9 protein-coding genes are annotated in these 11,300 nt (G+C 73.0%); 8 read left to right on the forward strand and 1 reads right to left on the reverse strand.

The features are described 5' to 3' along the window. Positions 1–88: 88 nt before the first annotated feature. Genes ACWGL3_RS06460 through ACWGL3_RS06475 form a run of 4 tightly spaced genes read left to right on the forward strand, consistent with a single transcriptional unit; the run spans position 89 to position 6,000 of the window. Positions 89–2,761: an AAA family ATPase gene (locus ACWGL3_RS06460; protein ID WP_452460977.1), complete on the forward strand. Its 2,673-nt coding sequence runs from the start codon at positions 89–91 to the stop codon at positions 2,759–2,761. Positions 2,762–2,764: 3 nt separating this feature from the next. Continuing rightward, entirely contained in the window at positions 2,765–3,643 is an 879-nt protein-coding gene (locus tag ACWGL3_RS06465; RefSeq protein WP_355013997.1) for an alpha/beta fold hydrolase, read from the forward strand. A 9-nt stretch (positions 3,644–3,652) separates the two neighbouring features. Further along, entirely contained in the window at positions 3,653–4,408 is a 756-nt protein-coding gene (locus tag ACWGL3_RS06470; RefSeq protein WP_452460978.1) for an ABC transporter ATP-binding protein, read from the forward strand. Beyond that, complete coding sequence (locus tag ACWGL3_RS06475; protein WP_452460979.1) at positions 4,405–6,000, forward strand: hypothetical protein; 1,596 nt, start codon at positions 4,405–4,407, stop codon at positions 5,998–6,000. Before ACWGL3_RS06470 ends, ACWGL3_RS06475 begins: the two co-directional genes overlap by 4 nt. A gap of 211 nt (positions 6,001–6,211) precedes the next feature. Here ACWGL3_RS06475 and ACWGL3_RS06480 read toward each other — a convergent pair whose 3' ends face one another. Then, the gene (locus tag ACWGL3_RS06480; RefSeq protein WP_452460980.1) at positions 6,212–6,988 is read right to left on the reverse strand and encodes a MerR family transcriptional regulator; all 777 of its coding nucleotides are present in this window, start codon (positions 6,986–6,988) and stop codon (positions 6,212–6,214) included. A 149-nt stretch (positions 6,989–7,137) separates the two neighbouring features. Between ACWGL3_RS06480 and ACWGL3_RS06485 the strand changes: the two genes are divergently transcribed. From ACWGL3_RS06485 to corA, 4 genes are all read left to right on the forward strand, one after another. Next, complete coding sequence (locus ACWGL3_RS06485; RefSeq protein WP_452460981.1) at positions 7,138–7,944, forward strand: thioesterase family protein; 807 nt, start codon at positions 7,138–7,140, stop codon at positions 7,942–7,944. 204 nt (positions 7,945–8,148) lie between these two features. After that, positions 8,149–9,045 (forward strand): LysR family transcriptional regulator, encoded by an 897-nt coding sequence (locus tag ACWGL3_RS06490; protein ID WP_344175864.1) that lies wholly within the window; start codon positions 8,149–8,151, stop codon positions 9,043–9,045. A gap of 118 nt (positions 9,046–9,163) precedes the next feature. Beyond that, complete coding sequence (locus ACWGL3_RS06495; protein ID WP_452460982.1) at positions 9,164–10,063, forward strand: SDR family NAD(P)-dependent oxidoreductase; 900 nt, start codon at positions 9,164–9,166, stop codon at positions 10,061–10,063. Between the two features lie 213 nt (positions 10,064–10,276). Beyond that, positions 10,277–11,251, forward strand: coding sequence for a magnesium/cobalt transporter CorA (corA, locus tag ACWGL3_RS06500; protein WP_330157894.1), 975 nt, complete (start codon positions 10,277–10,279; stop codon positions 11,249–11,251). Positions 11,252–11,300 lie beyond the last annotated feature (49 nt).

Below are 11,300 nucleotides of genomic sequence, written 5' to 3' on the forward strand. Positions count from 1 at the left end.
CGGTCTTCTCCACGAACGCCTCGACGCCTGCTGGCCCCACTACCTCTCGCTGCCGCGTTCCGACGGCCCTCCTTTACAGTGGGTCTTCGTGCTTTACGGAAGATCTGTGGAAATCGGCGCGCTCGACGAAGTGATCGCCAGGGCCGGCCACGGCCGCGGCGGGGCGCTGGTGCTCCGGGGCGAGGCCGGCGCCGGCAAGACCGCCCTGCTCGACGCAGCGGCCGAGCGGATCGAAGGGATGGGGGTGCTGCGGACCGGCGGCGTCGAGTCCGAGTCCGATCTGGCGTTCGCGGCGCTGCACCAGCTGCTGTGGCCGGTGACCGGACTGCTCGACGCGCTGCCCGGGCCGCAACGCGACGCCGTGCGAGCGGCCTTGGGGCACGCCTCCGGCGGCACGGGCGACCGCTTCCTCCTGGGCGCCGGCGTGCTGTCGTTGCTGGTGGAAGCGGCGGGCCCGGAGGGCCTGGTCTGCGTGGTCGACGACTTCCAATGGATCGACCGTGCGTCGGCCGACGCGCTGCTGTTCGCCGCCAGGCGGCTGGGCACCGAACGGATCGCGATGTTGTTCGCCGTCCGCGGTGACGCCCCCGTCAAGGGCGTGCCGTCGACGGTGGACGTGCGCGGCCTGCCCGAGGACGCTGCGGCCGAGCTGCTGGAGTCCCGGCACGGGCTGCCGGCCGCCCCGGTGCGACGGGAACTGATCAAGCTGACCGGGGCGAACCCCCTGGCCCTGGTCGAGATCGCCGCCCGGCTGACGCCCGCGCAGCTCGCCGACCGCGAACCGCTGCCCGACCCGCTGCCCGGCGGCGCCCGGCTCTACGGCGACCGGGTGGCCGGGTTGTCCTCCCCCGCCCGGCTGGTCGCCCTGCTCGCCGCAGTCGAGACCGACCTCGAGGTGGTCCTGCGTGCCGCCGAGCGGCTGGCGTCGGGGCCGGAGGCGGTGGCGGTCGCCTTCGCCGAGCTGGAGGAGTGCGGGCTGGCCGGGGTGTCGGGCACCGGCGTGCGCTTCCGCCACCCGCTCATGCGATCCGCGGTCCACGAGGCGGCCGCCCCGGCCGAGGTCCGCCGCGTGCACGCCGCCCTGGCGGAGCTGACCGCGGGCGACCGTAGGGCCTGGCACCTGGCCGGAGCCGCTCTGGGCCAGGCCGAGCCGGTCGCCGTCGCGCTGGCGGAGGCCGCCGGGCGGGCTCGCGACCGTGGCGGGTACGGCGCCGCCGCCAGCGCCCTGACCAGGGCCGCCGAGCTGACCCCCGAACCACGCGCCCGCGCCGCCCGGCTCAAGGACGCCGCCGTTTCGGCCTGGCTCGCCGGTCGGCCGGGACAGGCCGAGTCGCTGCTGGCAGAGGCACGAGAAGGAGCCGGCGGCGACAGCACGCTCGCGATGGAGATCACCCGGCTCCGCGGTCGGTTCGAGCTGAACTCGGGCAACGCCGCCGAGGCCGTGCGGATCCTGACGGCGGGCGACAGCCTGGACATGCTGGCCGACGCCGTGGAAGCGGCCTCCCACGTCGGCGACACGGCCGCCGTCGTCGAGCTCGGCCGACGGGCGACGGCGCACCCCGAGGGGTTCCTGCGGGACACGGTGGCCGGTATCGGGCTGACCCTGGACGGCGACGCCGCCGGACCGGGACTGCTGCGGCGGGCACTGGCGCGGGCCGACGAGCTGGACGACGCGGTGGGCTGCCTCTGGGCGACGGCCGCGGCCAGCGCTCTGGGAGAGTCGGACCTGGCGACCGGGATGGCCGAGCGGGCCGGGCGAGTGGCCAGGGTGTCGGGGATGGCCGGACAACTTCCCGTCGTGCTGGGGTTCGTGGCGACCGCCGACCGTCTCGCGGGGCGGCTCGCGCACAGCCGGGCCGTCTCCGAGGAGGGCCTGGCGCTGGCGCGGGAGGCAGGGTACGAGAACACGGTGGCCGCGCACCTGGCCAATCTGGCGGTGCTGGCGGCTCTGCGCGGCGAGGAGGAATCCTGCGAACGGCAGGCCCGTGAGGCGCTGGCCATCGCCCTGCCGCACCGGGTGGGGCTGAGCGCGGGGGTGGCCTCCTACGCGCAGGCGATGCTCGAGTTGTGCCTGGGCCGCTACGCGTCGGCGCGCGACCGCTTCCGGGGCCTCGCGGTGGCGGGGCCGGGCGCGGGACATCCGACCGTGGCCTGGCGGACCATGCCTGACCTGATCGAGGCCGCGGTGGGCGCGGGCGACGAGACCGGTGCCCGAGCCGCGCTCTCGGCCTACGAGCGGTCGACCGAGCACGCCGTGACGCCGGAGTCGCGCGCGCTGCTGGCCCGCTGCCGGGGTTTGGCCGAAGCGGACGAGGAGGCTTTCGGGGAGGCGCTGCGGCTGCACACCAACCCGTTCGAGGCGGCCAGGACGGCGCTGCTGCTGGGCGAGCGCCTGCGCCGCGCGCAGCAGCCGGGCCGGGCGCGAGCGCACCTGCGGACGGCGTGGGAGGTGTTCGAGCAGGCCGGCGCCCGGCCATGGGCGCGGCGCGCACAGGAGGAGCTGCGGGCGGCGGGCGAGTACGGCAGCGCCCCGTCCCCCGGCGTGCTCGACGCGCTGACCCCGCAGGAACTGCGCATCGCGGGCCTGGTCGCCGACGGGTTGTCGAGCAAGCAGATCGCCGCCCGGCTCTTCCTGAGTCCTCGTACGGTCGAGTACCACCTGTACAAGATCTATCCGAAGCTGGGCATCGGCTCCCGTACGGATCTGGCGCGGCTGGTAGTTCTACGGAAGGCCCCCGTGGCCGGGGACGACATGCTGTGAGGCATGCAGAACGTGACCATCTGGAGTGAGGGGTTCGGCGCCGAGACGGACGCGCCGATCCTGTTGATCATGGGTTCGATGTCGCAGGGCATCCTGTGGCCGGACGAGTTCGTCGGCCGCCTGGCCGCCGGAGGCCGCCGGGTGATCCGGTACGACCACCGTGACACCGGTATGTCGGGCACCGTCGACTTCGCGACCGCGCCGTACACCTGGAACGACATCAAGAACGACGTCTACCGCGTGCTGGCGGCCCACGGCCTGGAGAGCGCCCACCTGGTGGGCCATTCAGCGGGCGGGCTGCTCAGTCAGCTCATCGCCGTGGAGGCGCCGGAGCGGGTGCGGTCGCTGACCGTCATCGCCTCCTCGCCGCTCGGCGGCGGCGAGAGCCAGGTGCTCGTGCGGGCGCTGACCGGTCAGCCGCAGTCCGAGGGCAGCCTGCCGGCGCCGGAGCCGGAGTTCGTGGAATTCTTCCGCACGCTGATGGCCTCCCCGCCCGCCCAGGACCGCCGCACCCTGATCGACGGCATGATCGCCGAGCAGCGCGTGCTGCACGGCACCGGACTGCCGTTCGACGAGGACGCGGCGCGCCGGCTTCAGGAACGCGTCTACGACCGGGCGCGCGACCTGTCGGCGGCGGCCAACCACCGGCTGGCCGCGGGGGCCGGCCCCGACTTCGAGCCGGTGGACGCGCTGCACCGGGTGCAGGCGCCCACGCTGGTCGTCGAGGGCAGCCACGAGCCGGTCAAACCGGGTCACGGCGCGTTCATCGCCGAGCAGATCCCGGGGGCCCGGCTGATGACCGTGGCGGGCATGGGGCACACGCTGCCGCTGGAGACCCACCAGGAGCTGGCCGACGCGATCCTCACGCACACGGCCGAGTGAGGAAGTCTGTTGCAGAACCCCTGCGTCCCCGCCATCGAAGTGGCGGACCTGACTCAGCGCTTCAGCACCGCGCTCGCCGTCGACCGGCTCAGCCTGAGCATCCCGCCGGGGATGTTCTACGGCATCGTGGGGCCAAACGGCGCCGGTAAGACCACCATCCTGGCGGCTGTGTGCGGGCTGCGCCGTCCGACCGCAGGCACGGTCAGGGTCGCCGGTCATGATCTGCGCACCGCGAGGGAGGCCGCGCTCGCGCAGCTCGGCGTCATGATGGACGGGTTGTCCTTGCCCGAGCGACTGACCGCCGCCGAGATCCTGCGCTACAGCGCGGGGCTGCGCGGCCTGGACGACGGCTGGCGGGCGCGGGCGGGCGACCTGCTGGAGATCCTCGGACTCGACGCGGTTCCACGCACGCTGATCGTGGAGTACTCCACAGGTATGCGCAAGAAGATCGGTCTTGCTCTGGCACTGCTGCACCGGCCCCGGGTACTCGTACTGGACGAGCCGTTCGAGGCGATCGACCCGGTCTCTGCCCGCTCCATCGAGCATGTGCTCAAGCAGTACGTCGACGCCGGCGGCACGGTGGTCCTGTCGAGCCACATCATGGACTTCGTCGAGCGCAATTGCCGGCGGGTCGCGGTGGTGGTCGGTGGCCGGGTGCTGGTCGAGGGGCCGGTGGAGCGAGTGGCCGGGGACTCGACACTGAACGAGCGGTTCGTCGAGCTGGTGGGCGCAGATCCGGTGCGCCCGCTGGAATGGCTGTCATGACGCGCGCCTTGTTCGCGCTCAAGCTGCGCCTGTTCCGCAACGGCCCGCACGACGAGCGCGTTTTCAGCCTGGTCACCGGACTGATTCTGGCCGCCCTGGTGATCGCGGGCGCGTCCTCGGCCACCCATGGCGTGATCCACGAGGGCTGGATCGCCGTGGCGCTCACGGTGTGGGGCGGCATGTGGCTGTTCGGGCCGCTGGCCCAGCCCCGCCATGAGCCGTCGGTCATCTCCCACGAGTGGTTGCGCGGATATCCGCTCCGGCCGTGGCGGCTGGCGCGGGCGCTATCGTGGACCGAACTGCTGGGCGTCGGCCCGCTGGTCACGCTGGCGTGCCTGTCGTCGCTGGTGGTGCTGGCCGCGCCGGGCGGCGCGGCGGCGGTGGTGGTCGCCGTGGCTGCGGTGGCCGCTCAGCTGTACCTGCTCGTCTGGGCGGGCAGGACGGTGGCGGCACTGGCCGCCTGGCTGCTGCGGACCCGGGTCGGGATGACGCTGGCCGCCGTGCAGACCGCGATCATGCTCGCGCTGTCGTTCGCCGGATGGGTGCCGGTCGCGGCCTGGCTGCTGCCGCGTCTCGGCGAGGGGGACACAACTCTGGTCGCCCCCGCGACCGAGCGACTGCCCGAGCCGATGATCGACGTGCTCGCCGCAGCGCCCACCGGCTGGGGGTACAGCGCGGCGCTCGCCGCCCGCGACGGAGCCGGGACGGGACCGGTCCTGCTGCCTCTGGCGGCACTGCTGACCGTGGGTGCCCTGTTTCAGCTGTGTTGGATCGCGCTGACGGTAGGCGCCCTGCGCCGGCCGCCTCGCCCGGCGAGTCCGCGGCGGCTCTGCGTACCGGGACGCGACCTGTCCTTGCCGTTCGTGACGCCGGAGGTGGCCGCGGTCGCCTCACGAGAGCTGGTCACCTGGCTGCGCGACCCGGCGCGCGGCGTCGAGCTGCGCAGCGCCTGGCTGACACCGCTGCTGATGGCGCTCGTCATCGCCTCCTCCGGCTGGAGCTGGGCACTGCCCCTGGCAGGCCCGGCGGTAGCCGTGTTCGGTGCGATGGCCGCGATCAACACCTACGCCCTGGACGGCACGGCGCTGTGGCAGCTCCTCACCACACCGGGTGCCCTCAAGGCCGACGTTCACGGGCGGATGGCAGCGTGGGCACTGGTATTCGGCCTGCCGTCCGTCGCGCTGGCGGCCGTGTTGTGGGCCGTGACCGGCTCTCCCCTGGGTGGCGCCGCCTTCGGCGGCGCCATCACCGCGGCTGCGGTGGGCTGCGCCGGGGCACCGCTGCTCGCCCTCCTGATGCCGGCCGTGGGAACCGACGCCCGCGATCGCATCCACCCGGGACAGCAGGCGGGCGATCCGAGGGGTGGACAGATGACGATCTTCCCCGTGGTCCTGCTGGCCGCCGTCCTGCCCGGCGTCGTCGGCGGTCCGTGGTGGGGAAGCTTCCTCGCCGCGGTTCTCGTGGCCGTCGTCGTGGGCGTGATACCCCTGCTCACCGTTGGACTGCTCCAGCAGCGCGGTACCGGCCTGCTGGAGGCGATGGCCACCCGCGGCACCGCGGTTCTGCGCGCAGCCGCCCGGACGAAGAGCTGACCGGCCCGCGCCGCCGACGCGGTCGCCCTCGCTGTTCGTGTGTCGTCGACGAACGCGTCACCAGCCGCGTACGGGAGGTGGGAAGACCGGGACGGGCCTGCAGGGGCGGAATCCGACCGGCCGACCGGGGGCACTCGGCGGACCGCCTTCGGACGACCGGGCCCGGGGGCCGCACCGGACTGTGCGGCCTCCGGAGGGTTCCCCGGAGTGTTCAGCCCCCGTCCGCGCCGCGGCGGGCGGCGTTGGCGGCGAAGGCGTCGCGCAGGTAGACGCTCAGCCCCTGGCCGTGGGCGTCGACGGTGGCGGTGAACCGCTCGTCGTCCGTGTACAGCTGTCCCAGCCCCCGGTGGGTCTCCACGGTGCAGTCGTAGAACCAGCGGGTGATGTGGTCGCGGTGCCGCTCGGCCAGGTCGGCGGCGGCCTCGCTGCCGGCGGGCACCCCGTCGTCCATGGCGCGGGCCAGGGCCCGGTAGATCTCGGCGGCCTCGGCCTGGCTCCGCAGCCAGTCGTCCCTGGTGTAGCGGCCGACGTCGCGCACGGACCGGTCGAACGCCTCGGGGCTGCGGGCGCCCCAGCGTTCGCGGGCCTCCTCGGCACGGGCGTCGACGTCGAAGTCCCCGAAGAGTTCGAGGCGTTCGCCGGGGGTGAGATCGAGTTGCATGGTGTCGGCCTCCATCAGGCGTTCCAGCGCCCGAGCCATGGTGCGCAGGCGGTCGATGCGCTCGGTCACCAGCGCGTGCTGCCGGACCAGGTGGGCGCGGGTGTCGGCGGCGGGGTCGTCGAGCAGTTCGGCGATCCGCTCCAGACCGAAGCCCAGTTCCCGGTAGGTGAGGATCTGCCGGAGCCGCTCCAGGTCCCGCTCGCTGTAGCTGCGGTAGCCGGACGCGGTGCGTTCGGCGGGGACGAGGAGCCCGATGGTGTCGTAGTGGTGCAGGGTGCGGACGGTCTGCCCGCTGATCCGGGCGGCCTCGCCGACGGTGTGGCCCATGGTGTTTCCTGTTCCGTCGCTGGTGGTGACGTGTCCACGACGTTAGGGGTTGACGCGGCGTGAGGGTCAAGCCCTTTCCCTGGGAGAAGGGGCCCGGGAGGGCGGTCCCGGGCACACACAGCGCTACTACCCGCCGGTAACCTTGGGGGATGAGCCTTGACGACACCACCGAGGGCTTCCAGTTCGACCGGGACACCCGCGTCGAGAAGCGGAGCGACGGCGAGTTCACCGCCACCCTCACCGACGGGTGGACCACCTTCACCTCGCACCCCAACGGCGGCTACGTCCTGGGCACGGCGCTCAACGCGCTGGCCCAGGGGATGAGCCAGCCCGACCCCCTCGTGGTCTCCGCGTTCTTCCTGCGCCCCGCCGCCCCGGGCGGGGCCGAGGTCCGCACCGAGACCATCCGCGAGGGCCGCCGCACCGCCACCGGCCAGGTCGTTCTGGAGCAGGGCGGCAAGGAGGTCCTGCGCGCCACGGCCACCTACGGCGACCTGACGGCGGAGGGGCGCGTCCTGCACCTGGAGGGGCCGCCGCTGCTCCCCGCGCCGGAGGAGTGCCCGGTGCCCGCGGAGTTCGACGCGCCCGAGGGCCTGACCATCGCCCACAGCGTCGAGTACCGCTACCCCGTGCGCCCCGGATGGCTGGACGGGAAGAAGGACGGGCGCCCGCACGTCGAGTTCTGGATGCGCTTCGCCGACGGGCGCCCCGCCGACGTCCACTCCCTGCCGGCCATGGTGGACTTCGCCGTACCGGCGGTGCTGGAGATCGGCGAGTTCAGCACCATCACCGTCGAGCTGAGCGTGCACGTGCGCGCCCGCCCCGCCCCCGGCTGGCTCGCCTGCCGGGTGTTCACCAAGCACGTCTCCGGGGGCCTGCACGAGGAGGACATGGAGATCTGGGACAGCGAGGGCGCCCTCGTCGCCCAGGCCCGCCAGCTCGCCATGCTCCTCTGAGGGGTATGGGACCTGCGGGTTCCCACCGGTCAGGGGCCGGCGCCACGAGCCCGGCCCCCGACCACGACCACCGGGTCCGCCGGCGCCCCCGCGACGCGGCCGGGGAGGCCGAGCCGTCTGCCCTCGGCGCGGCCGGAGCGGGCCGTCCAAGACCCGTTTTGTGCCTCGTCATGCATTAATTGCATAACGGATAAGCTGTGCGGCATGAGCACGCTTCCCGATCTGGACCTGCGGCTGGTCCGGTACTTCGCGGTCGTCGCCGAGCAGTTGAACTTCGCCCGTGCTGCCGAGGAACTGCGGGTCGCCCAGCCCTCCCTGAGCCGTCAGATCCAGCGGCTGGAGGACGCCCTCGGCGTACGCCTGCTGGAGCGCACCACCCAGGGCAGCCGGCTCACCGCAGCCGGCGCGGCGTTCCTTCCCCAGGCTCAGCAGCTGGTGCACAGCGCCCAGCAGGCGGTGCTCACCGCACGCGCCGCCGCGCCGGAGCGCACCGTCACCATCGGGTACGCCGACGACCTGATCGTCACACCCGCCGTACGCGACCTGCGCCACCGGCATCCCGACGCCCACGTCCGCACCCGCCACCTCGGCTCGCAGGACGCCGGTGCCCTGCCCGACCGGCAGGTCGACGCCCTGGTCATCCGTACACCTCTGCCGATCCCGGCCGACGGCCTCGACCTGGCGGTCCTCTACGCCGAGCCCCGGGTCCTGCTCGTGCCGGAGTCCCACCGCCTCGCGGGCAAGGAGTCGGTCACCGCCGCCGACATCTCCGCCGAACCACTCGTCGGCTGCACCGGCGCGGGTGCCGACTGGACCGCCTTCTGGCGGCTCGAACCCCGACCGGACAACGAGCCCGCCCCGCTCGGTCCCACCCTCGCCGACACCTACGGCGACAAGCTCGAGGCCGTCGCCGAGGGGAGTGCCGTCGCCGTCGTCCCGGCCGGCGACCTGCGCCACACCCTCCGCCCCGGCCTCGTCGCCGTTCCGGTCGACGAGGCCGAGCCCTGCCAGGTCGTCGTCGCCACCCGAGCCGCGGACACCAGCCTCCTCGTCGCGGAGTTCGTCGAGTCCGCGAAGCGGCTCCTCGTCCGCCCCACCTGACCTTCTGGCCCTGCCGGCCTCATAGGCCTCACCGGCCCCGTCCGTCATGCAGCTCCTGCATGAGGGGTTGCGAAACAGGTCTTGGACGGGGCCGCCGACGAACCCGTTGACTGGTCACATGACCGTTGACTACCGCGCACAGACCGTTCTGATCACCGGGGCCAGCTCCGGGATCGGAGCCGCCTTCGCCACAGCCCTCGCCGCACGCGGTTCGCACCTCGTGCTCGTCGCCCGGCGTGCCGAGCGGCTGGCATCGATGGCGGACGAGCTGCGCCGCACCACGGACGCCCGTATCGAGGCGATCCCGGCCGATCTCTCCCACCCGACCGCCGCACACGAACTTCACCGGGCGGTCGCCGATCGGGGCATCCAGGTCACGAGCCTGGTCAACAGTGCCGGGTTCGGCTCGTTCGCCCTGTTCCCCGGTGCGGATCCCGGACAGCTCACCGCCGAGATCGCCGTCCACGCGACGGCGCCGGTGCAGCTGACCGCGGCGTTCCTGCCCCAGATGGTGAACGCCGGCAACGGCTTCGTCATCAACCTCGCCAGCGTTTCCGCCTACCTCCCGTCTCCCCGGATGGCCGTCTACAGCGCCGGCAAGGCATTCGTGCTCAGCTTCACGGAATCACTGTGGACGGAGCTGCGCGGCACCGGCCTCACCGCGTTCGCGGTCTCGCCCGGCGCCACCGCCACCGACTTCACCACCGGGATGGGGCCGGATGCCGAAGTGCTGACCGCCGGGAAGCTGCGCACGCCCGAGGACGTCGTCACCACCGCGCTGCGCCACCTCGAGCGCCGCAGCCCCGGCCCGACCGTCATCGACGGGCGCCTCAACCGGCTCAGCGTCTTCATGAGCCGGTTCATGAGCCGACGCCTGAACGCCCTGATGATGGCGCGCGTCTTCGACCCCGGCCACCGGTCTCCCTCGGGGGACGGACAGGAGGAGCCGGAAAGGGTCGATGGCCGGCTCGGCGTGGGGAACTCCCGGACGCCCGGCACCAGGACGAGCAACCGGTGAGCAGCCGCGCAGAGGTCTGTCGCCCCACCGAGGGCGGGTGCGGCAGCGCGGGCAGGCCGGGGGCTTCACCGCGCCGGGACGGTCCGGCGCCGGGCGCCCGGCCGCCCTTCGGCGGCGCGCCTCCGCACCGCCCCGGCATCCCGTGCGGGGGCGCGGGTTCCGCGGCCCGGAACCGGTCCTGGGAGCGCGACAATGCACCCATAATTGGGCTCCGTGATCATAGACAAGGCGATCTACCACGCCGGTCGGCGGCAGGACATCGACGGCGACATCAGCGACGCCTTCGACGAGGCCCGCCGTGACCAGGACGACTGCTTCGTGTGGATCGGGCTCCACGAGCCCACCCCGGAGGAGTTCGCCCTCATCGAGGAGGAGCTCTCCCTCCACCCCCTGGCGGTCGAGGACGCCCTCACCGCCCACCAGCGTCCCAAACTGGAGCGCTACGACGACACCGTCTTCGTCGTGGTCAAGACGCTGGCCTACCACGAGGACACCTCCGACGTGGAGGTCGGCGAGGCCATGCTGTTCGTCGGCGCCGACTTCGTCGTCAGCGTCCGGCACGGCACGGGGAACCCCCTGGGCAGGGTCCGCGCACGCCTGGAGGCCGACCCCGAACTGCTGTCGGCGGGACCTGCCGCCGTGCTGTACGGCGTGTGCGACGAGGTCGTCGACCACTACGGCACGGTGGTCCACCAGATCGAGTCCGACATCATCGAACTGGAGCGGGCGGTCTTCCAGCCGCGCGGCGGCGACGTCACCGAGGACATCCACCACCTCAAACGCGAGGTCCTGGAGTTCCGGAGCGCCGAGAGCCCGCTCATCCCGGTCCTGGAGGAGGTCTCCAAGGGGAGGATCCCCCGGTTCGAGGAGACCAAGGAGTACTTCCGCGACGTCCTGGACCACCTGCTGCGGGTGGACGACCAGGTGGACGACCACAACGAACTGCTCACCAGCGCGCTCACCGCGCACCTGGCCCTCCTGGGCAAGCAGCAGAACGAGGACGTCCGCAAGATCTCCTCCTGGGCGGCCGTCATCGCGATCCCCACCATGATCGCGGGGTTCTACGGGATGAACTTCGACCACATGCCCGAGCTGCACTGGCTCTTCGGCTACCCCATCATCATGGGCGTGATGGTCGGGGCCTCGGCGCTGGCGTACCGCCAGCTCCGCAAGAACGGCTGGTTGTAGGGGACGGCGCGCGGCCGGGGCGCGCCTCCGCCGGAGCCGGGCTCCGGCG

The organism is Nocardiopsis sp. NPDC055824 (assembly GCF_053616335.1).

What these genes read in the sequence shown, in the direction of transcription:
- ACWGL3_RS06490 (WP_344175864.1), top strand. Translation starts at nt 8,149, where the DNA reads ATGAGCACGCTTCCCGATCTGGACCTGCGGCTGGTCCGGTACTTCGCG.
- ACWGL3_RS06465 (WP_355013997.1), top strand. Translation starts at nt 2,765, where the DNA reads ATGCAGAACGTGACCATCTGGAGTGAGGGGTTCGGCGCCGAGACGGAC.
- ACWGL3_RS06485 (WP_452460981.1), top strand. Translation starts at nt 7,138, where the DNA reads ATGAGCCTTGACGACACCACCGAGGGCTTCCAGTTCGACCGGGACACC.
- ACWGL3_RS06475 (WP_452460979.1), top strand. Translation starts at nt 4,405, where the DNA reads ATGACGCGCGCCTTGTTCGCGCTCAAGCTGCGCCTGTTCCGCAACGGC.
- ACWGL3_RS06495 (WP_452460982.1), top strand. Translation starts at nt 9,164, where the DNA reads ATGACCGTTGACTACCGCGCACAGACCGTTCTGATCACCGGGGCCAGC.
- ACWGL3_RS06480 (WP_452460980.1), bottom strand. Translation starts at nt 6,988, where the DNA reads ATGGGCCACACCGTCGGCGAGGCCGCCCGGATCAGCGGGCAGACCGTC.